At 70.2% G+C, this 23,974-nt stretch carries 17 protein-coding genes and 2 pseudogenes; 3 read left to right on the forward strand and 16 right to left on the reverse strand.

Features of this window, described 5'->3' with window-relative positions:
• Window positions 1–370: 370 nt before the first annotated feature.
• The 12 genes and pseudogenes from ACLQ28_RS33310 to dnaG all read right to left on the reverse strand — a co-directional run bounded on the left by ACLQ28_RS33310 (window position 371) and on the right by dnaG (window position 14,038).
• A complete protein-coding gene (locus tag ACLQ28_RS33310) occupies window positions 371–1,546 on the reverse strand; it encodes a Gfo/Idh/MocA family protein (RefSeq protein ID WP_425690244.1) in 1,176 nt (391 codons plus the stop codon).
• Window positions 1,547–1,599: 53 nt separating this feature from the next.
• Window positions 1,600–2,652 carry a substrate-binding domain-containing protein gene (locus ACLQ28_RS33315; protein ID WP_425690228.1) on the reverse strand — a complete coding sequence of 351 codons (1,053 nt, stop codon included), beginning with the start codon at window positions 2,650–2,652 and terminating at the stop codon, window positions 1,600–1,602.
• A gap of 98 nt (window positions 2,653–2,750) precedes the next feature.
• The gene (locus ACLQ28_RS33320; RefSeq protein ID WP_425690229.1) at window positions 2,751–3,878 is read right to left on the reverse strand and encodes an ABC transporter permease; all 1,128 of its coding nucleotides are present in this window, start codon (window positions 3,876–3,878) and stop codon (window positions 2,751–2,753) included.
• On the reverse strand, window positions 3,875–5,479 hold the full coding sequence (locus ACLQ28_RS33325; protein ID WP_425690230.1) for a sugar ABC transporter ATP-binding protein: 1,605 nt from the start codon (window positions 5,477–5,479) through the stop codon (window positions 3,875–3,877). The genes ACLQ28_RS33320 and ACLQ28_RS33325 overlap by 4 nt, the downstream gene beginning before the upstream one ends.
• Window positions 5,480–5,516: 37 nt before the next feature.
• A complete protein-coding gene (locus ACLQ28_RS33330) occupies window positions 5,517–6,695 on the reverse strand; it encodes an ROK family protein (RefSeq protein ID WP_425690231.1) in 1,179 nt (392 codons plus the stop codon).
• Between the two features lie 294 nt (window positions 6,696–6,989).
• Window positions 6,990–8,003: a YihY/virulence factor BrkB family protein gene (locus tag ACLQ28_RS33335; protein ID WP_425690232.1), complete on the reverse strand. Its 1,014-nt coding sequence runs from the start codon at window positions 8,001–8,003 to the stop codon at window positions 6,990–6,992.
• Between the two features lie 64 nt (window positions 8,004–8,067).
• Window positions 8,068–8,877 carry an ABC transporter permease gene (locus ACLQ28_RS33340; protein ID WP_425690233.1) on the reverse strand — a complete coding sequence of 270 codons (810 nt, stop codon included), beginning with the start codon at window positions 8,875–8,877 and terminating at the stop codon, window positions 8,068–8,070.
• 11 nt (window positions 8,878–8,888) lie between these two features.
• On the reverse strand, window positions 8,889–9,686 hold the full coding sequence (locus tag ACLQ28_RS33345; RefSeq protein ID WP_425690234.1) for an ABC transporter permease: 798 nt from the start codon (window positions 9,684–9,686) through the stop codon (window positions 8,889–8,891).
• 250 nt (window positions 9,687–9,936) lie between these two features.
• Window positions 9,937–10,476 (reverse strand): hypothetical protein, encoded by a 540-nt coding sequence (locus ACLQ28_RS33350; protein WP_425690235.1) that lies wholly within the window; start codon window positions 10,474–10,476, stop codon window positions 9,937–9,939.
• A 136-nt stretch (window positions 10,477–10,612) separates the two neighbouring features.
• Window positions 10,613–11,545, reverse strand: a complete 933-nt coding sequence (locus ACLQ28_RS33355; RefSeq protein WP_425690236.1) for an ABC transporter ATP-binding protein — start codon at window positions 11,543–11,545, stop codon at window positions 10,613–10,615.
• A 53-nt stretch (window positions 11,546–11,598) separates the two neighbouring features.
• Window positions 11,599–12,135: a hypothetical protein gene (locus ACLQ28_RS33360; protein ID WP_425690237.1), complete on the reverse strand. Its 537-nt coding sequence runs from the start codon at window positions 12,133–12,135 to the stop codon at window positions 11,599–11,601.
• Window positions 12,136–14,038: pseudogene (dnaG, locus tag ACLQ28_RS33365) on the reverse strand (DNA primase).
• A gap of 113 nt (window positions 14,039–14,151) precedes the next feature.
• On the opposite strand from dnaG, the gene ACLQ28_RS33370 reads away from it, so the two are divergent.
• Complete coding sequence (locus ACLQ28_RS33370) at window positions 14,152–15,360, forward strand: low temperature requirement protein A (protein ID WP_425690238.1); 1,209 nt, start codon at window positions 14,152–14,154, stop codon at window positions 15,358–15,360.
• A 7-nt stretch (window positions 15,361–15,367) separates the two neighbouring features.
• Here the strand turns inward: ACLQ28_RS33370 and ACLQ28_RS33375 are convergent, their stop codons facing one another.
• From ACLQ28_RS33375 to ACLQ28_RS33385, 3 genes are read right to left on the reverse strand one after another with little or no spacing between them, the layout of a single operon-like run.
• Complete coding sequence (locus tag ACLQ28_RS33375; RefSeq protein ID WP_425690239.1) at window positions 15,368–16,222, reverse strand: siderophore-interacting protein; 855 nt, start codon at window positions 16,220–16,222, stop codon at window positions 15,368–15,370.
• Between the two features lie 15 nt (window positions 16,223–16,237).
• Entirely contained in the window at window positions 16,238–17,509 is a 1,272-nt protein-coding gene (locus tag ACLQ28_RS33380) for a deoxyguanosinetriphosphate triphosphohydrolase (RefSeq protein WP_425690240.1), read from the reverse strand.
• A 42-nt stretch (window positions 17,510–17,551) separates the two neighbouring features.
• Window positions 17,552–17,905 carry a VOC family protein gene (locus ACLQ28_RS33385; protein WP_425690241.1) on the reverse strand — a complete coding sequence of 118 codons (354 nt, stop codon included), beginning with the start codon at window positions 17,903–17,905 and terminating at the stop codon, window positions 17,552–17,554.
• Between the two features lie 252 nt (window positions 17,906–18,157).
• On the opposite strand from ACLQ28_RS33385, the gene ACLQ28_RS33390 reads away from it, so the two are divergent.
• Window positions 18,158–18,661 (forward strand): roadblock/LC7 domain-containing protein, encoded by a 504-nt coding sequence (locus ACLQ28_RS33390; RefSeq protein WP_425690242.1) that lies wholly within the window; start codon window positions 18,158–18,160, stop codon window positions 18,659–18,661.
• A 50-nt stretch (window positions 18,662–18,711) separates the two neighbouring features.
• On the opposite strand, the gene ppdK is transcribed toward ACLQ28_RS33390, so the two are convergent.
• A complete protein-coding gene (gene ppdK / locus ACLQ28_RS33395) occupies window positions 18,712–21,447 on the reverse strand; it encodes a pyruvate, phosphate dikinase (RefSeq protein ID WP_425690243.1) in 2,736 nt (911 codons plus the stop codon).
• Window positions 21,448–21,670: 223 nt separating this feature from the next.
• Between ppdK and ACLQ28_RS33400 the strand changes: the two are divergent.
• A pseudogene (locus tag ACLQ28_RS33400) lies at window positions 21,671–23,473 on the forward strand (beta-N-acetylhexosaminidase); the annotation flags it as partial.
• Between the last annotated feature and the right edge of the window lie 501 nt (window positions 23,474–23,974).

Consider the following 23,974-nt stretch of genomic DNA (forward strand, 5'->3'; position numbering starts at 1 on the left):
CCCCGCACCGGGACGGCACCGGTTTCGGCGTCGGCGTCGGCGGCGCCAACGCCGGACCGGATCCCGGTACGGGTGCGGGCAGACGGGGCTGGCAGGCAGGGTCGGGTCGGCGTCTCGACCCTGCCTCCCCCGCATCCGATCTCCACCGATGGTGGCGGTCCTCCGGTGCGGCCGGGGAATCCCGGTCCGGTCGCACCGGACGACCGTCCTGCTCGTGCGCCACCGGGCCGTACGGCCCGGCCGCACACTCTCCGATGCCGACCTCGTCCCGGCCGCGGGGCGCAATCCGCGGCAGGTCCCTCGCCGGTCGGCTTCGGAGAGCCGGTCGGGCGACAACGGTGCGAACACCGCCATCGCGGGTGGGCAACGGTCAGACAGCCGCCGCGATCAGCGCCGGCTCCACCTCGGCCCAGGAGGAGCCGAGCTCCGCCGAGCGCGTCACCGCGTCCAGCACCAGCTGGACCTGCAACGCGTCGGCGAAGGAGGGAGTCGGGTCGACGCCGGTGGCAACCGCCTCGATGAAGTCGCGCATCTCGTGCGTGAACGAGTGCTCGTAGCCGATGATGTGGCCCGGAGGCCACCACGCCGACATGTACGGGTGCTCGCCCTCGGTCACCAGGATGCGGTTGAAGCCCTGCTCCACACTCGGACGGGTGGCGTCGTAGAACTCCAGCTCGTTGAGGCGCTCCAGGTCGAAGACCACGGTGCCCAACGATCCGTTGATCTCGACACGCAGGGCGTTCTTGCGGCCGGTGGCGAACCTGCTCGCCTCGTACGTGGCCAGGGCGCCGCCGTCGAGCCGGGCCACGAAGACCGCGGCGTCGTCGACGGTGACCGGCCCGGTGGGCGCCTTGCCCCCATCCACAGTGGCCGCCAACCCGCTCGACTCGGCCGGCAACGGCCGCTCCTTGACGAAGGTCTCGGTGACCGCGCTGACCCCGCTGATCCGCTGGCCGGTGACGAACTGGGTCAGATCGATGATGTGCGCACCGATGTCACCGAGCGCGCCGGAGCCCGCCCTGTCCTTCTGCAACCGCCAGACCAGCGGGAACTGCGGGTCCACGATCCAGTCCTGTAGGTACACCGCGCGAACGTGTCGAATCACCCCGAGTCGTCCGTCGGCGACCAACTGGCGCATCATCGCGACCGCGGGGACCCGGCGGTAGTTGAACGCGCACATCGACCGCACCCCGGCGGCCCGGGCGACGTCCGCCGCGGCGGTCATCGCTCGTGCCTCCGCCACCGAGTTGGCCAACGGCTTCTCGCACAGGACGTGCTTGCCGGCGGCCAACGCGGCGAGGGCGATCTCGGCGTGGCTGTCGCCCGGGGTGCAGATGTCGACCACGTCGATATCGTCCCGGGTGATCAGGTCACGCCAGTCCGTGGTGTAGGCGTCCCAGCCGAGCCGGTCGGCGGCGTCGGCCACCTTCGGTGTGTCTCGACCGCAGATCAACGCCATCCGGGCCCGCGCCGGCAGGTCGAAGACGCGGTTCACGGTGCGCCACGCCTGTGAGTGCGCGGCGCCCATGAACGCGTAGCCGACCATGCCGACCCGCAGTTCTTTGTCTGTCGTGGACAAGGTGGGTCTCCCCCCGTGTATCAGAACCCGAGCTTCTCGTAGCTGCTCGCGTTCTCCTTGGTGATCGTCTCAGAGGCCAGGGTGACTTCCTTGGGAACCTGCAGCTCCGTCAGGTCGCCCAGGCCCCGGCCCTGCGCGATGAGCCGCGCGAGGGAAATCGCCGACGAGGCCATCGACGGGTTGTACGTGACCGTCGCCTTGAGCACCGAGTTGTCGGCCTTGATCGCGTCGATCGCGAGCTTCGAACCCGCGCCGCCGACCATGAAGAACTCCGACCGGTTGGCCTGCTTGATGGCGGCAAGCACGCCGATGCCCTGGTCGTCGTCGTGGTTCCAGATCGCGTCGATCTTCGGCAGCGCCTGGAGCAGCTGGGACGCCTCGCGCTGACCGCTGTCCGAGGTGAACTCGGCCGAACGCCGGTTCTTCACCGTGAAGCCGTAGGTCGCCAGGGCAGCCTTGAAGCCGTTGCTGCGCTCGACGGTCAGCGGAATCTCCAGGCCGGCGATCTCACCGATCACCGGGTTGGCGATGCCCTTGTCCTTGAGCTGCTTGCCGATGAAGTGCCCGGCCGAGACGCCCATGCCGTAGTTGTCGCCCTTGATGACCAGGCGCGAGGCCAGCGCGTCGGGGAAGGCCCGGTCGAGGTTCACGATCGGGATGCCCGCCTGCATCGCCTGGAGGGCAACCGCGTTGACCTCCTTGCCGTCGTGCGGCAGCACGACGATGATGTCCGGCTTCTGGGCGATCAGCGTGCCGAGCGTGGAGCGCTGGGCCTCGGAGTTCGACCCACCGTCGACCTCCTTGAACTCCACGTCCGAGTAGGCCGCGGCCTGAGCCTTGGCGTTGGCGTGGATCGCGCCCATCCAGCCGTGGTCGGCGGCCGGGGCGGAGAAGCCGATGACGACCTTCTTGCCCGGGGCGTTGTTGCCTTCGGCGTTGCCGGCGGCCTTGGTCTGGGTGCTGGCCGCCGGGGTCTCGTTGCTGGTGCAGGCGGTGAGCAGGGTGGCGGCGCCGACTGCGGCTCCACCGAAGAGCAACCGGCGGCGCGACACGTCGCGACTGTGCTGGGTCATGAACGACCTCCTGGGAGCGGGATTTTTGTTGGTGAGGGTGTGCGAGGCCCGGCCACTGTCGAATTTCTCGACGTCGCCAGGGACAACGGTGCGGTGCGTCAGGTTGCGGTGGTGACCCTGTTCCGCGCGAGGAGCCGAGTGACGGACTTGAACTGGAACTGCTGGACCAGGACGGCGGCGACGATAATGCCGCCCTTGACCATGTTCTGCGCCTCGATGGAGAGGCCGTTGATGGCGAAGAGGTTCGTGATCGTGGCGAAGATGATGACGCCGAGCAGCGAACCGACGATCGTGCCCCGACCACCGCTGAGCAGCGTCCCGCCGATGATCGCGGCGGCGATCGCGTCCAGCTCGTAGAGGTTGGCCATCGCCGCCTGGGCCGAGGTGGCCTGCGAGGTGAGCATGATGGCCGCGATGCCGCAGCACAGACCGGACAGCGCGTAGAGCAGCATGGTGTGCCGGCGGACGTTGATGCCGGCCAGCCGTGCGGCCTCCGGGTTGCCGCCGACGGCGATGGTGCGCCGGCCGAAGGTCGTGCGGTTGAGCAGGATCCACCCGGCCACCACCACCGCGCCCAGGATGTAGACGAGGATCGGAATCCCGAGAATCTTGCGCGCCGCGATGTCGTTGATGAAGGTGCTGCTCGACACCTGGGTCTGCTTGTTGGAGATCGACGCCGCGAGCCCGCGAGCCGCCACCAGCATCGCGAGCGTCGCGATGAAGGGGACAAGCTTCCCGTACGAGATGAGTACGCCGTTGACCAGGCCGACGCAGATGCCGACCACGATAGCGGTGAAGATCATGCCAGCGGCGCCGAATTCCTGGGTGGCGACCGTGGTGCACCAGACCCCGGCCAGCGCGACGATCGCCCCGACCGACAGGTCGATGCCACCGCCGATGATCACGAAGGTCATCCCGACCGTGACCACGCCGACGACCGAGGCGAGCTGCAGGATGGCGAGCACGTTGTTCCAGACCCAGTTCGGGTCGCCGTACAGGTCCGGTTTGGTGACCGCACCGACCACGATGAGTGCGGCCAGCACCCCGATCAGACCGAGGTTGCGCTTGGCCCCGTCGCCGCCGTCACCCCGCCACCAGGAGAGTCGGCCCGTGGATCCTGCCTTGTCGCTGGCCACCGCCGTCTCCGCCGGGTCCACCGGCGGCGACTGCGCCGGAAGCTGCGCGCGCTCCGGTGTCGCGGTGGGAGTGGGAGTCGCGTCGCTCATGCCGGTGCGCCTTCCATCAAGGACCCCGCCATCACGAGGTCGAGCACGGTGTTCTCGTCGAGTTCGCCGGCCGCAGCCTCGCGGACGACCCGCCCTTCCCGCATGACCAGCACCCGGTCGGCCAGACCGAGCACCTCGGGCACCTCGCTGGAGACCAGCAGCACCCCGACGCCCTGGGCGGCCAAGCCCCGGATGACCTGGTAGAGCTCAGCCCGGGCGCCCACGTCCACGCCCCGGGTCGGCTCGTCGAGCAGCAACAGCTTCGTGCCGCCGAGCAGCCACCGCCCGACCACGACCTTCTGTTGGTTACCGCCGGAGAGCGTGCGTACCGGCCGGTCGACGTCCCGGGGCCGCAGCTCCAGGCTCTCGGCGATCCGGTCGGCCTCGGCTCGTTCCTTGGCGGCGTCGGTGAAGCCCAGCCGCGCATATCGGCTGAAGTTGGCCAACGTGACGTTGCGGTAGATCGGCTCTCCGAGCAACAACGCCTGACTCTTGCGCTCCTCCGGGGCCATCCCCATGCCGGCCCGCACCGCCGCGCCGACGCCGGCACGCAGCACCCGCCCCTCCATCCGAACCGAACCCGCCTCCGCGACACGGGCGCCGTAGATGGTTTCCAGCAGCTCCGAGCGACCGGAGCCGACCAGCCCCGCGATGCCGACGATCTCCCCGGCGCGAACGCTCAGCGAGACATCGGCGAACTCACCGGGGCGGGTCAACCCCTCCACCTGGAGCAGATCCGCACCGACAGCGTCGTCGGTCGGCCGATCCGGGAAGACGTACTCGATGGTGCGGCCGGTCATCCGGCTGACCAGGTCGCGGGTCGGGGTGTCGCGCGCAGGCAGGTTCGCCGCCGTGGTCCGGCCGTCCTTGAGTACGGTGACCCGGTCACCGATCTCGCGGATCTCCTCCAGGCGGTGGGAGATGTAGATGACGGCGATGCCCTGCGCGGTCAGCTCACGGATGATCCGGAACAGGTTGCCGACCTCGTCGTGGGCCAGCACCGCGCTCGGCTCGTCCATGATGATCAGTCGGGCCTCGTGCGACAACGCCCGGGCCATGCTGACGATCTGCTTACCGGCGGCCGGCAGTGACCGGACCATCCTCCCCGGCGGGATCTCACCGTGGCCGAGCCGACTGAGGATCTGCCGAGTGTGCCGGGCCATCGTGCCGCGCCGGACGAACCCGAAACTGCGGTGCTCGTGACCGAGGAACGCGTTCTCCGCCACCGACAGATCCTCGACGAGATCGAGCTCCTGATAGATCGTGGCGATGCCGGCTTTCATCGCGGCCTGCGGGTTGGCGAAGCTCGCCGGCTCGCCGCGCCACTCCACCTGCCCGGAGTCCGGTTGGTGAACCCCGGAGAGCACCTTGATCAGGGTGGACTTGCCGGCGCCGTTCTGCCCGAGCAGACAGTGCACCTCGCCAGCACGCACCTCCAGCTGCACGCCGTCCAAAGCGCGTACGCCGGGGAAGGTCTTGACCAGATCGGTGAGGCGCAGGACCACCTCGCCCGCGACGGTGTCGGCGGGAGCCTCGACCAGCGGTGCCTCGGCGACGGCCTCGGCCGACGCGGTGGCGGGGTCATCCTCGGGCAGGGCCATAGTCTCCTCCTCGCTCACGACGGAATTTCGCTCATCTTCATGCGGCTTCCCCGAAGGCGACGTCACTGGCGAGCACGGCCGCGCCGGTGACACCGGCCCGACCACCGAGCTCGGACAACACGACGGGCAGGTTGCCGGTGGCCAGCGGCAGCGAACGGCGGTAGACGACACTGCGGATCTCGGCCAGCAGGATGTGCCCAAGCTGGGCCAGCCCACCGCCAATCACGATCATCGACGGGTTGGTGAAGCTGACCAGACCGGCGAGCACCCCGCCGACCCGCCGCCCACCGTCACGGATCAGTTGGATGCAGCTCACGTCGCCTTCGACGGCACCCTCGGCGACGTCCAGTGCGGTCACCACGCCACGCAGGGCCATCCGCTCGGCCAGCGCCGGTGACATTCCACTGCGTGCCGCGACGGTGGCTTCCTTGGCGAGTGCGGCGCCACTGAACAGCGCCTCCAGGCAGCCGACGTTGCCGCAGGAGCACATCGGGCCGTGCGAGTCGACCTGGATGTGGCCGATGTCGCCCGCGCAGCCGTCGGTGCCCCGGTAGACCTCGCCGGTGAGGAAGATGCCGCACCCGATGCCGGTGCCGATCTTCACGAAGAGGAAGTCGTCCACCGAGTGGGCGACCCCGCCGTGGCGCTCACCGATCGCCATGATGTTGACGTCGTTGTCGACCACCGCAGGGCAGCCGTGCTCCCGGCTGAGCAACTCGCGCACCGGGAACCGGTCCCAGCCCGGCATGATCGGCGGGGAGACCGGGACGCCGTCGCGGAAGCTGACCGGACCGGGTACGCCGATGCCGACCGCGTCCAACCGCTCGTACGCGCCGTCGACCCGGGCCTTGTGCAGCAGCTCGTTGACCCGTTGCAGGGTTACTTTGGGTCCGTTGCGGATGTCGGCCGGCTCGGCGTAGTGGGCGACCGGTTCGAGGCGGCCGTTGACCACCTCGACGTCCATCGAGCTCGCACCGAGGTCGACGGCGGCGAAGCGCAGCTTCGGGTTCAGCTCGACAAGGGTCGAGCGACGCCCGCCCCGGGAGGCGGCGAGCCCCGCCTCGGCGACGTAACCCAGCGCGACCAGGCGATCCAGCTCGGCCAGCATGCGCGGGCGCGGCATCTGGAGTCGGTCGCCCAGCTCAGCCCGGGACACGGCCCCCTCGTCGCGGAGCAACCGCAACAGTCGCACGTGTAGGGGGTCGACCGTCCGCACCGGGGTGTCACCTCTTCATCGGTGTCGTTCACATCGACGCAACGGCGATGTGTTGTGTCCGACACAGTAAGAGCGTTCCGCACCGCCTGTCCAGAGCTTCAACCGTTCCGAGATGAACTTTTGTCCGAAAGAACAAAAGCTACTAGTCGATCTAGAAAAGGATCACGGGGCGCCCGCGTCCGCTCGCCCGCAGTTCCATCGATGAACACAAAACCGCCCCGCCGGCCGGTCTTCGGTGGCGGGGCGGTTCGCGCGTGACGGTCCACGCGGAACGGGGCCGTCTGCGCCGAGGCGTCAGCGGCGGCCGGCGGAGTTTCGCTTCTTCCGGAGCTTGCGGTCGTCACGCAGCTCGACGTACGGCTCGTCGTCGGGTGCGTGCCCGGCCGCGATGGCGCGACCCCGCTCCAACTCGGCGTCGAGCTCGGCGCCCAGCAGGATCGCGATGTTGCTCAGCCACAACCAGATCAGAAAGATGATCACGCCGGCCAGCGCCCCGTACGTCTTGTCGTACGAGCCGAAGTTGCTCACGTAGAGGGCGAACAGGCCGGAGACCACCAACCAGATCACCACGGCCAGCACCCCTCCCGGGCTGACCCAGCGGAATCCGCCGTGCCGGGCGTTCGGTGAGGCCCAGTAGAGGATCGCGAACATCAGGCTGACCAGGATCAGCAGCACCGGCCACTTGGCGATGTCCCATACCGTGACCGCGGTGGCACCGAGGCCGACCACGTCCCCCACCGCCTCGGCGAGGCGGCCGGTGAAGACCACGATCACCGCACTGACCAGCAACAGCACCCCGATCACCGCGGTCACGCCGAGGCGGATCGGCAGCGTCTTCCAGATCGGCCGGCCCTCCGGCACGTCGTAGATCGTGTTCGAGGCGCGCATGAACGCGCCGATGTAGCCGGACGCGGACCAGAACGCGGCCAGCACACCGATGATCGCCGCAAGGCTGGCCAACCCGCCGTTGTCCTGAGCGGTACCGATCGCATCATTGATGATGTTCTGGATGCTTCCGTTCGGCACCGCCTGGTTGACGGTGTCCCGGACGCCGTTGGTGGCGCTCGTGCCGAGCAGACCGAGGATCGAGATCAGCACCAACAGGCCGGGGAAGATGGACAGCACCCCGTAGTAGGTGAGCGCCGCCGCCCAGTCGGTCAGGCTGTCGTCCTGGAATTCGCTGACCGTGCGCCGCAGTGCCGCCTTCCAGCCGCTGCCGGGCAGATCGGCGGGGCTGTCCGGCCCCGCGTCGGGCCCGACCGGATCACGCTCGTGCTCCCGGTGGGCGGAAGACTCGTCCGAGGCCATCACCCCTCCTGTTCGCTGGCGGTGTCACCTCCGGACATGCCCGTCGACGGGCGCCGATAACCACTTACCTGTAGAGCAACCTGCCCATCCGGTGTGAGGCCACCAGCAGGCCGACGGCCACCATCGCCAGCAGGTAGAGCACGTCGAGCAGCCAGACCCAGCCACCACCGCCCAGCGCGAGCCCTCGGATCAGGTGCACCGACCGGTACAGCGGAGTGATCTCGATGAGCCAGTGCAGCACTGTCGGATAGGCCTGCGCCGGCACGAACGTGCCGGAGAAGAGGAACAGCGTGAACTGGGCGGAGCCCAGCAGGTCAAAATCCTGCCAGCTGCGCATGAACGTGGAGATCGCCATGCCGAGCGCCCCGAACGCGAACCCGACAAGCACCGCGGCCGGCAGAGCGGTCAGCGCGCGGGTGACGCTGGTCAGATCCAGCGCGACCATCACCCCGAGGAACGCGGCCGAGTAGCTGCTGCCCCGCAGCATCGCCCAACCCAGCTCACCGAGGGCGATCTCGAACGGCCGTACCGGCGTGGCGATCATCCCGTCGTACAGCTTCCAGTACTTCATCTTGCCGAAGAAATTGAAGGTGGTCTCCGCGAGCGCCCCGGTCATCGCCGAGGAGGCGAGCATCGCCGGAGCCACGAACTCGGCGTACGAGACCAACCGCCCGTCGGGCAGCGGCAGGTCGCCGACCAGCGCCCCGACGCCCACCCCGATGGAGAGCAGGTAGAGCAGCGGCTCCAGGAAGCCGGAGAGCAGCAGCAGCCAGTAGACCGACTTCAGCGCCGTGACGTTGCGCTCGACCACCGACGCCGACCGCCGGGACGCGGCGGAGACATCAACCAGCCGGGGCAGGATCAGCGTGACCACGACAGCCCTCCCTAGACGACGAGCCTGCGACGGAACGCGCGCAGCGCCAGCAGCCAGCCGGCGACCGCCCAGGTGGCCAGGTAGAGCAGATGCCCGACGATCGACCACTGTGGGGCGACGCCGAGCGTGGCCGCTCGGCAGAGGTCGACGGCGTGCCACAACGGCGTCACGTACGCCAGCCAGCGCAACGCCTCGGGTAAGGACTCGACCGGGAAGAACACCCCGGCGAAGAGCGTCATCGGGATGACCGCGAACCGGAACAGCATCGCGAGCCAACTGTCGCTGGACACCGACGCGGTGTAGGCGAAGACCGGCGCGGCGACGGCCAACCCGAGCAACGCCACCACCGGCAGGGCGGCCACCGCCCACGGCGACCGCAACGCCCCGAACAGCCCGGTGACCAGCAGGAACGCCGCGATCGTGGTGAGCACCCGGAACAGCACGAAGGCCAGGTGCCCCGCCACGATGTCGCCAACCCGCAGCGGTGACGCACTCTGCGAGAAGTAGGTCTTGACCCACCGGAATTTGCTGAACACCGGCCAGGTCGAGTCACCGACGGTCACCTGGAGTGCGGTCGAGGCGATCAACCCCGGGACCAGCCAGTCGAGATAACGCACGCCGCCGACGCCCTGGTCGATGTAGGCACCGACGCCCAGCCCGAAGCCGAGCACGGTGAGCACCGGCAGCAGGAACGAGGAGAACACCCCGGCCCGCCAGGTGCGCCGCAGACCGACCAGGTGGTGCTCGAACACCGCGTACGCCGGCACCCACGGCAATCGCGCCTGCCCCGCCACGCCCACCACGACCACCCCCGTCCCGACCTGTCTACCCCCGGGGTACGACAGACCGCCGGTCACCCTACGGCGGCCCCGCCAACGTGTCGCCCGGGTTTTCGGGCGGCGGCGCGCCGGACCCGCAGCGCATCGTGCTGCGGGGCGTCGAAGCGACGATCCACTCCACATCGGCGATGTGGCGGCATTCCGTCGCCCGGACACCCCCACCTCGCCGACCTGGAGTCGATCACACCGCGCGCACGGCGGTCAGCGAAGCGCGGGCCGGTCAGGCCGGGCGGTACGCGCGGATCAATGCCTGCACGGCGTATCCCAGCAGCAGCGCTCCCGCGCCGGTGCCGACCACCAGGCCAGCGGACACCCCCGAGGCCAGGCCGGTGACGAGCGCCGCCGCCGCCACCAGGCACAGCGCGACACCGAGCGGACGGAGCAGCGGATCACGCAGCAGCGGGGCGAGCGGGAAGAAGTGCAGTCCGACCACCAGGCAGACCAGCACCGGGACGTACTCGGACCAGCCGGCGGCGGCAACCACCGCGGCACCCAGCCCGGCGGCGACGAATTCGGCGACGACGATGAGCAGGTACGGGCGGTCGGCTGCCCGGTCCCGGGGGACAGCGGCACCCCGGAGGCGAGCCGACAGCACGCCGCCCACCACGGCGGTGAGCAGTGCGACGATGCTGCCCACGACGAGCAGGGCACGCAGCGGTTGCTCCGCCGCCGGCACACTGAACCAGACCATCGCGAAGATGCCCAGGTAAAGGGCGGTAAGCCCCGCCTGACGTCGGTTGGCGATTAGCAGATCGGACATCGAACCTCCATGAACGTCGGCCGGTTCGGTGCACCCACCGACCGGGCCGGCCGATGCTATGCCCAAGATCGAATGTGGCCACAACCCGGGGCCTACGCGCGCCTTCCCAGCCAGCGCGACTGATCACAAAGGTCGGTCAGTCGACCAGGGTGCGACCGGTCAGGTGCAGGAAGACGTCCTCCAGGCCACTGCGCCGCACCAGCACGTTGGCCGGGTTGAGCCCCAACGCGGCGACCTCGGCGACCGCCGCGTCACCGTCGGGCACATAGAGCAGGACCCGGTCCGGCAGCACCTCGACCCGCTCCCCCACGCCGTCGAGCTTGCCGGCAAATGACTCCTGTGACTCGGCAGCGAAGCGCAGCTCGACCACCTCGCGGGTGGAGTGTTGCGCGATCAGCGCCCGGGGTGAGCCCTCGGCGACGATCCGCCCGCCGTCCATCACCACCAGCCGGTCGCAGAGCTGCTCGGCCTCGTCCATGTAGTGCGTGGTGAGCACCAGCGTGACGCCCTGCTGCTTGAGCCGGAAGAGCCGCTCCCACACCAGGTGCCGGGCCTGCGGATCGAGCCCGGTGGTCGGCTCGTCGAGCAGCACGATCTCCGGATCGTTGACCAGCGCGCGGGCGATGGTCAACCGACGCTTCATCCCACCGGACAGCGGCTCGACCAAGCTGTCGGCCCGCTCGGCGAGCTGGACGAAGTCGAGCAGCTCGTCGGCCCGTTCCCGGGCCGCCCGGCGTGAGACGCCGAAGTAGCGGGCGTAGACGGTCAGGTTTTCCCGAACTGTCAGCTCGGGGTCGAGATTGTCCAACTGCGGGCAGACACCGAGCCGGGCCCGGATCGCCGGCCCGTCACCGACCGGGTCCATGCCGAGGATGCGCAGCTCACCTCCGCTCGGTGGGGAGGTGCAGCCGATCATCCGCATGGTGGAGGACTTGCCGGCACCGTTCGGCCCGAGGAAGCCGAACGCCTCGCCCGAGCGCACCTCGACGTCGATGCCGGCCACGGCGGTGAAGTCACCGAACCGCTTCACCAGCCCCCGAGCCTGAATGAGTGGTAGCCCCGAAGTCACCGCCCGACCCTAACCGTCGAGTCCGACACCTCCCCACCGACTTTCGGCGAGGTTCAGAGGTCGCCGGGGTTGGTGGCGGCGCGGGCCACCGTGACCAGACGGTCGGTCTCGACGAGCAGGGCCTCGTCGTCCGCCGGGGTGCCGGGGTCGAGTCGGACCGTCCAGGTGAGACCGTCGACCCCGGGCACGCGGCGGGCCGCGACCCGCGCGGCGCCGCCGGGCACCGGCTGGTGCTCGGTGTACGCGACCGAGCGGGTGACCCGCGCCCGCACCTGGTGCGGCAGCTCACCCGGGTCGAGCAGAAGGTACGTCTCGGCCGGGCCGTCGGCGACCACCGTGTAACCGTCGCGTTCGGCGAAGGGCTCGGCGGGTGTGACGGTCAGCTCCCGGCCGGACCAGACCGCCTTGAGGATGGTGTGCCAGCCGAGCCGGTGCCCTCGACCGGGCAGCCACAACCCGAGGTTGCTGGCGACCACCACCCCGTCGCCCTCGCCGTTTCCGGCGGCAGCCCACGCCAGCACCCGTTCGTCGGCCGTCAGCGGCGGCCGGGAGGCCGGTGGCAGCTTTGGCTTGCGGCTGAACAGTCCCATCTAGAGGCCTCCCGCGGCCTGCTCGCGCAGCGCCCGGGCGTGCTGCTCCAGTGACAGCAGCTCACCGAAGGCGGCGAAGTACTCGTCCTTGTTGTTGACCGGGTTGATCCGCTGGATGCGCGACTTGAGGTCGCGGATTCGGGAGGTCACCGACCCGAACTGCACCCGCGCCATCGTGATCGACACGTAGCGGGGGTCCGGTTCGCCGTCGATCCGCAGCGGCTCCACCGCCAACTCGCCGACCAGCGCCGCCGCTGCCAGGTCGTCGCAGGCGTCACGGACCGACTCGATCCAGACCGCGCCGCCGGTCGCCGACGCGGCCCCACCGGCCGCCGCGATGGCCGTACGCACCGCGACGTGCACGGGGTGGCGGTATTCGGTGGCCTCGACCGCGTCGAACATGGGCCCGGCCAGGACCGGTTGCTGGAGAGCGAGCTTCAACGCCTCCCGCTCGACCATCGACTGCGGGCTGTCCGGTGTTGACTCGGCGCGGGCCGAGGCGGGCCGGGCGGCGGGTGCGGCGTCGCGGGAGCCGGGCGGCGGGGTGTTGGCAGCGGCGAGCACCGCCCGTTGCACCGGCTCGATCTCCATGCCGAGGTCCATGGCGAGCTTGCGAACGTACTCCGGGCGCTTCTCCCGGTCCTTGAGTCGCGCGACCAGCGGCGCGGCGTGGCGCATCGCCTCGACCCGGCCGTCGACGGTGTCGAGGTCGAAGCGGCTGATCACGTGTCGCAGCGCGAAGTCGACAAGCGGCTCGCGGCGGGCGACCAGGTCACGCACCGCCAGGTCACCCTTGGCCAGCCGCAGGTCGCACGGGTCCATGTTGTCCGGGCTGACCGCGATGAACGTACGCCCGACGAACCGCTGATCATCTTCGAAGGCGCGCAGCGCGGCCTTCTGGCCGGCAGCATCACCGTCGAAGGTGAAGATGATCTCGCCTGCCACCTCGTCACTGTCGAACAGGAGCCGACGCAGCACCGAAATGTGGTCCGCGGCGAAAGCGGTGCCACAGGTCGCCACTGCCGTGGTCACCCCGGCGAGGTGGCAGGCCATCACGTCGGTGTAGCCCTCGACGATCACCGCCCGACCCTGCTTGGCGATCTCCCGCTTGGCCTGGTCGATGCCGTAGAGCACGTGCGACTTCTTGTAGATCGGCGTCTCGGGGGTGTTCAGGTATTTCGGGCCGTCGTCGTCGTCGAAGAGCTTGCGCGCGCCGAAACCGATCACGTCACCGGCGAGGTCGCGGATCGGCCAGAGCAGCCGACGGCGGAACCGGTCGATCAGGGTGCCGGAGCGGGACTCTCGGGACAACCCGGCGGTGACCAGCTCCTGGTGGGTGAAACCCTGCTGGCGCAGGTGCTTGGTGAGCAGGTCCCAGCCCTCCGGCGCAAAACCACAGCCGTAGCGCTCCGCGGCGGCCCGGTCGAAGCCCCGTTTGGCCAGGAACTCCCGTGCCGGCCGGGCACCCGCAGTGCTGAGCTGCGCCCGGTAGAACTCCACAGCCGCGGCGTGCGCGGCGACCAGGCGCTGGCGCTGGCCCTGCTGTGGGCGGGGGCGCGGGGTGCCCTTGTCGTCCTCGATATAGCGCAGTTGGATGCCGGCGCGGCCGGCCAGCCGCTCGACGGACTCCACGAAGCTGAGATGGTCGGCGTCCATCAGGAACTTGATCGCGTCGCCGCCGGCCCCGCAGCCGAAGCAGTACCAGACGTTGCGGGCCGGAGAGACGTTGAACGACGGACTCTTCTCGTCGTGGAACGGGCACAGACCCTTGAGGTTGCCGCCGCCGGCGGACTTCAGGGTGACCGTCTCGGAGATCACATCCCCGATCGAGGTGCGTTCCCGGACCAGTGCGATGTCCTCGTCCCGGATCCGCCCGGCCATGCGCCACCCCCTCGGCGTACATCCTGCCCTGCCGGACCGACGACGCGCCCGCCGGGGGACGCCGGTGTGGCGGCCACCGCTGCCGGCTCGCCGATTTCCCCCCGGCGGCCGGGCCCGCGCAGGGACCATGACCAGATGCGCAGGGTACGGGCCGACGGTGTCCAGTCCTCCGGTTGGCTGGCCGGCCGATTGGGACTACGCGGACAGGCCCCGCGGACGGACGAGGCCGGCCACCGCCATGCCACCTGGCTGGAGCTCTTCCTCGACATCATCTTCGTGTACGCGTTGGCGGCGGTGGTCGCCCGGCTGGGCAACGACCCGACTCCGTCACCGCGCGCCGTGCTGGCCGTGATCGGGCTTTTCGTGGTGGTCCAGTGGGCCTGGGTGGGGCAGGTCTACTACGACACCCGGTTCGACCCGGATGACACGGTGCACCGAGTGCTGGTGCTGGGCGCGTTGGTCGGCGCGGGCACGATGACGCTCGGCGTCGACGAGGTGCCGGACAGCGTGCTCCTGGCAGTCGGGTACCTCATCGTGCGGGGCGTGCTGCTCCTGCTGTACCTGCGGGCACGGCCGACGAGCCCGATGGCCCGCGCGGTGACCTCGGTCTACCTGATCGGCTTCGGGGCAGGCTGGTTGATCTGGTTGGCCTCGCTGGCCGCGCCCAACACGCTGCGCCCGACCCTGTGGGTCATCGCGATGTGCATCGAACTGGCCACACCGTGGGTCGGCAAACGCCGGCTCAACCAGTGGCCCGTGGACAACCGCCACCTGCCCGAGCGAATCGGGCAGTTCACCATCATCGTGCTGGGCAGCGCGCTGGCCAGCCTGCTCTTCGCGGTGCCGGACCACCCCCGGCCGCACATGATCGTCGCCGCCGGGATGGCCTTCCTGGTGCCGGCCGCCGTCTGGTGGGTCTACACCACCTTCGTCACCACCCGCTTGACGCAGCGCCGGCTGCGCGGGGGGCAGGCGTACGGCTACCTGCACATCCCGCTCGGCGGGTCGCTGCTGCTGCTCGGCTGGTCGCTCGGGCAGGTGGTCCGACTGATCGACGAGAACGCGGACCGCCTGCCGCTGGAGCTGCGGCTCCTGCTGGCCGCCTCGGTCGTGATCTGGACGATATGTGGGCTGGCCCTGTATTGGCTCTGGTCGCAGCCGAGCGTTCCCCGACTGGCGATCACCGGCTACGGAGTGATCTCGGTCAGCGTGATCACCGCGACGGTGCACGAGCCGAGGTTGATGCTGTTTCTGTTGTCCGCAGCGATCATCGGGTACGCCGTGCTGCTCACCCGGCGACTCGCCTTGGCCCGCCGGGAGTCGGACGACGAGCCCGAGAGTTGAGCGCCGCTCAGGCGGCTGCCCGCTCGACGGCCACCGGGGCGGCAGCCTCCTCGGCGGCCACCTGGCTGTTCCAGTCGGCCTTGGTGGAGCGCCAGCCCTCGTCGTCCATGCCGCGCCGCCAGTAGCCGGAGATGGAGAGTCGCTCGACGGGTACGCCCCGCTCGGTGCGCAGCAGCCGGCGCAGCTCCCGTACGAAGGCAGCCTCGCCGTGGACGAACGCATGCACCTGGCCGGGCGGGAACTCCAACTCCCGCACCGCCGCGACAAGCGCCTCGCCCACCGGGCGTTCGCCGCGGTGCAGCCACGTCAGCTCGACCGCACCAGGGCTGAGCAGCTTCTGCTCCTCCGCCGGGTCGCTGACCTCCACGAAGACGTGGGCCGGGGCACCCAGTGGCAGCCGCTCGCACGCCGCCGCGATCGCCGGCAGGGCGCTCTCGTCGCCGGCCAGCAGGTGCCAGTCCGCGTCCGGGTTCGGGGCGTACGCGCCACCGGGGCCGACGAAGTGCACGGGGTCGCCCGGGCGCAACGCGGCGGCCCACGGCCCGGCCAGCCCTTCGTCGCCGTGGTACACCACGTCCACGGTCAGCTCCTTGGCCAGCGGGTCCCAGCGTCGCACCGTGTACGCGCGCTGCCGCGGCCACTGCTCCCGGGGCAGGTCCCGGCGGATCGCGGCGAGATCCAACGGCTGCGGGTACGCGACGCCGGGCTGCGGGAACACCACCTTGATGTAGTGGTCGGTGAACTCGCCCACCGGCAGGCCGGCAAGCTCGTCCCCACCGAGGACGAGCCGGATCAGGTGCGGGGTGGGCCGCTCGGTGCGCAGCACCCGGGCGGAGGTGACGTTCCTGGGGCGTTCCGACATGTTGCTTAGGCTAGCCTAATCTGCTCCGCCGTCAGTCGGCGGTGCGCTCCTACCGACCAGGCGAGTGTGCCAGGTCACGGCCGCCGGGTCGGTGAGTGAGGCGACCTGGTCGACCACCACGCGCAGTCGGGCGGCGTCGTCTGGTGCGGCTCGCCACAGCGGGGCGAAGATCGGGTCGAGCCCGTCCGGCGCGCACCGGACCAGCGCGGCGACCAACTCGGCCAGCATCGTCCGCTGCCGCTCGTAGCGGCCACGGAAGCCGGCTCGACGCATCACGTACCGCAGCGCGATGCCCTTGAGTAGGGCACACTGCGCCCGGGCCAGACGTGGCACCACCAGGTCGGCGGCGTAGCGCCGGTGCGGGCCGGGACCGAACCGCTCCTCGGTGGCAGCCACCGCCGCGGACACGAACCGCCCGGTCACCCCGCTGGTGGTGGCCTTCAACGCGACCAGGGCGCGGTGACTGCCGTCGTAGCCGGCGAGCGGGGCGAGCAGCGGATCCGCCAGCAACTCGACAAGCACCTCGGCCAGGTCGGCCGCGGACTCCCCGGAGTAGGCGCCAGCCACGTCGGCACAGAGAGCGGCCCGCTCGTCGGCGTCGGCGAGCAACGGGCGCAGCGTGACGTACCCGCCGTGGATGCCGTCCTCCACGTCGTGCACCGAGTACGCGACGTCGTCGGCCCAATCCATCACCTGCGCCTCGAGACAGCGCCGGTCGCCGGGCGCACCGGCCCGGATCCACTCGAAGACCGCCGTGTCGTCGGCGTACACCCCGAACTTGCGCTCCCCGGGGCGGCGCGGCCACGGGTACTTGCCGATCGCGTCGAGCGACGCCCGGGTCAGGTTCAGCCCGGCGGACGAGCCGTCCGGGGCGAGCACCTTCGCCTCCAGGCGGGTCAGCACCCGCAGGGTCTGCGCGTTGCCCTCGAAGCCGCCGCACGGTGTGGCGAGCAGATCCAGGGCCGCCTCGCCGTTGTGGCCGAACGGCGGGTGCCCGAGGTCGTGGGCGAGCCCGGCGACATCCACCACGTCCGGGTCGCAGCCCAACCGGGCACCCATCTCCCGCGCGATCTGGGCCACCTCCAGCGAGTGCGTCAGCCGCGTACGCAGGAAGTCGTCGGTGCCTGCGGTGTGCACCTGGGTCTTGGTGGCCAGCCGGCGGAACGCGGCGGAGTGCAGCACCCGCGCACGGTCGCGCTCGTACGGTGACCGGCGGTGCCCGGTGTCCTTGGGTGGCTCCTCGACCAGCCGGGCGTCCGCCGCGGCCTGCTCACTCCTCGCGCTCACGGAGCCACCGCTGTTCGCGACTGCGGGGCTCGCAAACCCGGCTCACTCCTCGCGCTCACGGAGCACGCAGAACTCGTTGCCCTCCGGGTCGGCCAACACCGTCCACTCGACGTCACCCTGGTCGATGTCGACGTGCCGGGCGCCCATGTCGACCAGGCGCTCGACCTCGGCTTCCTGATTGGCGGGGCGCAGGTCGAGGTGCAGCCGGTTCTTGCGGTCCTTGCCGTCGGTCACCGGGCCGAAGAACAGGGCGGGGCGCTGGTCTGCGGACTGGCGAATTTCCACGCCGCCGGGCTTCTCGGTGACGATCTGATAGCCGAGCGCCTCGGCCCACCAGCGGGCCAGTCGGGCCGGGTCGCGGGCATCGATGGTCAGGCTCTCCCAGACGCTGGTCATGCAATAACCCTTCCCGTTCGACGGCGTGCGCAATCGGCCGTGTGCGAGCGAGCCAAGGTTACGCCCGCCACAGCTGCTCGACCCGCCCCCGACGCGTCGGGGGGATGTCCACAACCGCCGATCGGCCCGGAGTTGTCAACCGATTGCCGTGGGTTACGGGCTCGCGGGCGGAAGTCGCCAGCGGTAGCGTTCCCAGCGCAGAACGTGACCAGCCGACCGACACGCAGATCCCGACCGGTAAGGGAGCAGTTCGTGGACGCAGACACGGTGGTGGGAACGGAACTACGCGGGCTGCGCCGACGCCGACCCGAGGTTGCCGGGGCGGTGCTTGCCGGCACTGACGGTCTGCTCATCTCCAGCGATCTGCCCAGCACCGACGCCACCCATCTCGCCGCGTTGGCCGCCGCCAGTTTCGGGCTCGGCAACCGGGTCGCCGACACCGTCCGGCGGGGTGAGTTCCGGGAGTCGGTCGTTTCGACGACGGCCGGCTGCGTGGTGACCTACCCGGCCGGGCGCACCGCCCTGCTGACCCTGGTCACCGTGTCGGCTGCGGACGATCTGGAGGCGCTGCACGAGGAGGCTCGGGCGGTGGCCCGACGGGCCGGTTCGGTATTGGACAACACGCGCGGCGGCGGGATCGGCGCCACCTCCGTCCCGGACGCGCACGCGCCGCTTGCCGTGCGTACCCCGATGGCGACCCTGCCGACGCAGCTACGCCGCCCAGCCCGACCGACCTGGCGTCGCCCGCCGATCTGAGCGCTGAGGCCGGCGGCGGCCGGGTCGCCCGGTCCGCCGCCGACCCCGCGTCAACGGCTGTCCGAGCCGCCGGTCTCCACGACCGCCCGGCCCGCCTCCAGCCGGGCCACCGGCACGCGGAACGGCGAGCAGGACACGTAGTCCAGGCCGACCTCGTGGAAGAAGTGCACCGAGTCCGGGTCACCGCCGTGCTCACCACAGACACCCAGCTTCAGCCCGGGCCGGGCGGCCCGGCCCTCCTCGGCGGCAATCCGCACCAGCCGGCCGACGCCGTCGCGGTCGATCGACTCGAACGGCGAGATGCCGAAGATGCCCAACTCCAGGTAGCGCCAGAAGAACGCGCCCTCAACGTCGTCGCGGGAGAAACCCCAGCCCATCTGGGTCAGGTCGTTGGTGCCGAAGGAGAAGAACTCGGCCGCCTCGGCGATCTGCCCGGCGGTCAGCGCCGCTCGGGGCACCTCGATCATGGTGCCGATCAGCACCTCGACCCCGCTGTCCCCGACCACCTCCGCGATGATCTTCTCGGCCTCGGCGCGGACCGTCTCCAACTCCTGCACGGCCCCGACCAGCGGCACCATGATCTCCGGTTTCGCCACGCCGCCGCCACGGGCGCAGGTGACGGCCGCCTCGGCGATGGCCCGGACCTGCATCGCGAACAGGCCGGGGATGACCAGGCCGAGGCGAACGCCCCGCAGCCCGAGCATCGGGTTCTCCTCGTGCATCCGTCGGACGGCAGCGAGCAGTGCCTCCTCCTTGGCGACGTCCTCGCCGCGTTCCTGAGCGACCGCGACGTTGACCGCGAGCTGTTCCAACGGCGGCAGGAACTCGTGCAGCGGCGGGTCGATCAGCCGCACGGTGACCGGCAGGCCGTCCATCTCCCGGAAGATCTCCTCGAAGTCGGCCCGCTGCAACGGCAGCAACGCCGCCAGCGCAGCTTCCCGCTCACCCTCGGCCCGGGCCAGGATCAGCCGCTCGACCAACTCCCGCCGGTCGCCGAGGAACATGTGCTCGGTGCGACACAGCCCGATGCCCTCGGCGCCGAAGCGCCGGGCCCGGGCCGCATCCGCGCCGGTGTCGGCGTTCGTGCGGATCGCGAGCCGCCGCTTACCGTCGGCGTGCGTCATGATCCGGTGTACGGCCCGGACCAGCGCGTTGTCGATGTGCTCGGGATCGACGCTGCCCTCGAAGTACTGCACCACCTCCGACGGCCTGACCGGCACCTCACCCAGGTAGACCTTGCCGGTGGTGCCGTCGATGGACACGACGTCGCCCTCGTTGACGGTCTGCCCGGCGACGGTGAACCGCTTCGCCGGCACGTTCACCTCGATGTCGTCCGCGCCGGAGACGCAGGTCTTGCCCATGCCCCGGGCCACCACGGCGGCGTGGCTGGTCTTGCCACCCCGGGAGGTGAGGATGCCTTTCGCGGCGATCATGCCGTTCAGGTCGTCGGGATTGGTCTCCCGGCGGACCAGGATCACCGACGCGCCCTCGGCGGCCAGCTCGACGGCCCGCGCGGAGGTGAAGACCACAGTGCCGGACGCCGCGCCGGGCGAGGCGCCGATGCCCGTGGCGACCGGCTGGAACTCGTGGTCGAGCTGAAAGCGGGGGAACATCAGCTGGGCCAACTGCGCTCCGTTGACCCGGTGCAGCGCCTCGTCCAGGTCGATCAGGCCCTCGTCGACGAGTTGCCCGGCGATGACGAACGCGGCGGCCGCGGTGCGTTTACCGACCCGCGTCTGCAGCATCCACAGCTTGCCGCGCTCGATGGTGAACTCGATGTCGCAGAGGTCCTTGTAGTGCTCCTCCAACCGGGCCATGATGCCGAGTAACTCGTCGTAGGACGCCTTGTCGAGCTGCTCCAACTCCTGCAGGGGCACGGTGTTACGGATGCCGGCGACCACGTCCTCGCCCTGGGCATTGGCCAGGTAGTCGCCGTAGATGCCCTGCGCGCCGCTGGCCGGGTCACGGGTGAACGCGACGCCGGTGCCGGAATCTGGGCCGAGGTTGCCGAAGACCATGGTCACCACGTTGACCGCGGTGCCGAGGTCGGCCGGGATGCGCTCCTGACGGCGGTAGAGCACCGCGCGCTCGGCGTTCCACGACTCGAAGACCGCGCGGATGGCGAGATCGAGCTGTTCGCGCGGCTGCTGCGGGAACTCCCGACCGGTGTGCTCAAGAAAGATCTTCTTGTACGCGTCGACCAGCCCGCGCAGGTCGTCCGCGTCGAGGTCGAGGTCGTTGGACGTACCCCTGGCGCTCTTGGCCTCGTCCAGGGCGTGCTCGAACGCCTCGCCCGGCACCTCGCAGACGGTCTTGCCGAACATCTGGATGAGCCGGCGGTAGGAGTCCCAGGCGAACCGGTCGTTGCCGCCGGAGGCGGCCTGGCCAGTCGAGCCGACCGCCTGTCGTGCGAGTCCTTCCACGCTCTGGTCGTTGAGACCGACGTTGAGGACGGTCTCCATCATGCCGGGCATGGAGAACTTGGCCCCGGAACGGACGGAGACCAGCAGGGGGTCCTGCGGGTCGCCGAGACGCTTGCCCATCACACGCTCCAACGACTCCAGGTGCGCCTCGATCTGACCGGCGAGGCCGTCGGGCTCCCGTCCCGTCGCGAGGTACGCCTGGCAGGCCTCGGTGGTGATGGTGAAGCCGGGCGGAACGGGCAGGCCGAGGTTGGTCATCTCGGCGAGGTTCGCCCCCTTGCCGCCGAGCAGGTCCTTGAGATCCTTGTTGCCTTCGGAGAAGTCGTAGACGTACTTGTGATCGACGGTCTCTTGCGCTGCCACCAGAGCCTCCACACACGCGCCGGATTGACACTTAACGAAGGTTCAGTTTTTTTCTTCCCCCGGACGGACCACCGGTAATCCCGGAGTCGACGCCAATCGGTGGGCGAAGGTTAAGCGAACTTGGGGTGCTCTGGGACCGTTCGGTGACAATAGGCACAGCTATCACGACTATCCGTGTTCGTACCGGTTTTTGGGAACGCTTCCACGCGCACTAACACGCATCCTGGCCAGGAGTCGTACGCTTGACGGCACGCCAGCCAGCGAACCTCACTTTTGCCATAACCGACGCGAATACACCCCCGGAGTCGCCGCCGTGTCGACCATCCCCTCCTTCGACCCCGCCGCCGACCCCACCGCGGCCAGGCCCACCGCTGCGGTGCCGCTGCCGGCCCGGGAACCCGACGCGGCCACGCTGGCCCGGGCAGCCGAGCGGACCGCCGCCGAGTCGCTCGCCCCGCCAGCCCCACACCGGCTGACCGACGTCGTGCCCGCCCCCCGGCAGGTCCAGCCGGACCCGACCGAGGACTGGGTGCTGCCAGCCGAGGCGGTCATCGTGGCCAGCGCCGACCCCGCCGCGCTGGCGGTCGCCGTGCAACTCGCCGAGCTGCTCCGGCCAGCCACCGGGTACCCGCTGCCGGTCACCGACGCCACCACGCCGGACCCCACCGACGGCATCGCGCTGGTACTGGACGAAACCGCCGACCTCGGCGCGGAGGGCTACCGGCTCAACATCACCACCAACGGGGTACGCGTCACCGCCGTCACCGCCACCGGCCTCTTCTACGGCGTGCAGACCCTGCGCCAACTGCTGCCACCGGCCATCGAGAGCCCAGCCCCGGTCACCGCGCACTGGGCGCTACCCGGCGGGACCATCACCGACGCCCCCCGGTTCCCGTACCGGGGCGCGATGCTCGACGTCGCGCGGCACTTCTTCGCCGTCGAGGCCGTGCTGCGGGTGATCGAGCACCTGGCCCGTTACAAGCTCAACCACCTGCACCTGCACCTCACCGACGACCAGGGCTGGCGGATCGCTGTCGACTCCTGGCCGAAGCTGACAGGCATCGGCGCGACGACCGAGGTCGGCGGCGGCCCCGGCGGGCACTACACGAAGGCCGACTACCGGCGCATCGTCTCCTACGCCGCCGCCCACCACATCACCATCGTCCCGGAGATCGACCTCCCCGGGCACACCAACTCGGCGCTGGTCGCGTACCCGGAGCTGGCACCGGACAAGATCGCCCCGCCGACGTACACCGGCACCGAGGTCGGCTTCAGCTACGTCGACCCGGCCGACGAGCGGACGTACGACTTCATCACCGACGTGTTGGGCGAAATGGCCGAACTCACCCCCGGGCCGTGGTTGCACATCGGTGGCGACGAGGCGTTCAAGGTGAAGGGCGAGGTCTACACCGGTTTCGTCGAGCGGGTCCAGCGCATCGTGGCCGGCCTCGACAAGACCGTCGTCGGTTGGCACCAGCTCGCACCGGCCGCCCACGTCGACGGGCGGGTGCTCCAGTGGTGGGGCACCAACGCCGAAGACCCCACCACCGCCGACGCCGTACGTAGGGGCGCCCGGCTGATCCTCTCCCCCGGCAACCACGCCTACCTGGACATGAAGTACACCCCGGACACCCCGATCGGACACGACTGGGCTGGCCTGATCGACGTGCGAAAGGCGTACGACTGGGACCCCGGCACGCACATCACGGGCGTACCCACGGAGGCGGTGCTCGGTGTGGAGGCGCCGCTCTGGACCGAATCGGTCACAACGCTGGCCGACATCGAATTCATGCTCCTCCCCCGGCTCCCCGCCATCGCCGAACTGGGCTGGTCACCCCGGGCAACGCACAACTGGGCCGGCTTCCGCGACCGGCTGGCCGCTCACGGCCCGCACTGGGCGATAGCCGGCACAGCCTTCCACCGCGCGCCCGAGATCCCCTGGCCGACCATCTCGACCATGCCGACCATCCCGACCCAGCACGACCCGACCACCCCAACCACCCCCGCCCAGCATGACCCGACCACCCCCGCCCAGCACGACCCGACCATCCCGGCGCAGCATGACCGGCGGACCGCCCCCGCCCAGCACGACCCGACCTGGGCCGACACCCCGCCGCTCTGAGGCCGGGCCGAGTCCTGTCGGCCGGCGCCAACCGGACAGGCGCCGTGATCCACTCCATATCGCCGACATGGGGGTATCCCGTCCGGCGGATACCGCCATGTCGCCGAACTGGAGTGGATCACCGCTCACCGCCCGATACGCGAGGCCAGCGTCGGGTCGGTTTGTTCCGTATGGGGGATTTCGTTCCGTGGTCGGGGTCATCCTGGTCGTGGAATCGGGGGCTGGCGGGGGTCGTTATACCTGGCATGCCGCCCCAGCCCTCGGGCTTCGCGGTACCCCCCAGCTCAGGTGGGCGGGAGCCCAGCCGGGAACACCCGCCGGCCCGGCACGGTTACATCCCCGGTAGCCGCGAGCCACCGAGAACATTCGCCAGGTCGGGGCGTTACCCCGGGCAGCCGCGAGGCG

The sequence above is a fragment of the Micromonospora sp. DT201 genome (assembly GCF_049841575.1).
In the GTDB taxonomy this organism is placed as follows: domain Bacteria; phylum Actinomycetota; class Actinomycetes; order Mycobacteriales; family Micromonosporaceae; genus Micromonospora.

Bases quoted from the DNA above. Each gene is read 5' to 3' on its own strand.
- ACLQ28_RS33310 (WP_425690244.1), bottom strand. From the start codon at position 1,546: ATGGTCGGCTACGCGTTCATGGGCGCCGCGCACTCACAGGCGTGGCGC.
- ACLQ28_RS33315 (WP_425690228.1), bottom strand. From the start codon at position 2,652: ATGACCCAGCACAGTCGCGACGTGTCGCGCCGCCGGTTGCTCTTCGGT.
- ACLQ28_RS33320 (WP_425690229.1), bottom strand. From the start codon at position 3,878: ATGAGCGACGCGACTCCCACTCCCACCGCGACACCGGAGCGCGCGCAG.
- ACLQ28_RS33325 (WP_425690230.1), bottom strand. From the start codon at position 5,479: ATGGCCCTGCCCGAGGATGACCCCGCCACCGCGTCGGCCGAGGCCGTC.
- ACLQ28_RS33335 (WP_425690232.1), bottom strand. From the start codon at position 8,003: ATGGCCTCGGACGAGTCTTCCGCCCACCGGGAGCACGAGCGTGATCCG.
- ACLQ28_RS33350 (WP_425690235.1), bottom strand. From the start codon at position 10,476: ATGTCCGATCTGCTAATCGCCAACCGACGTCAGGCGGGGCTTACCGCC.
- ACLQ28_RS33360 (WP_425690237.1), bottom strand. From the start codon at position 12,135: ATGGGACTGTTCAGCCGCAAGCCAAAGCTGCCACCGGCCTCCCGGCCG.
- ACLQ28_RS33370 (WP_425690238.1), top strand. From the start codon at position 14,152: ATGCGCAGGGTACGGGCCGACGGTGTCCAGTCCTCCGGTTGGCTGGCC.
- ACLQ28_RS33375 (WP_425690239.1), bottom strand. From the start codon at position 16,222: ATGTCGGAACGCCCCAGGAACGTCACCTCCGCCCGGGTGCTGCGCACC.
- ACLQ28_RS33385 (WP_425690241.1), bottom strand. From the start codon at position 17,905: ATGACCAGCGTCTGGGAGAGCCTGACCATCGATGCCCGCGACCCGGCC.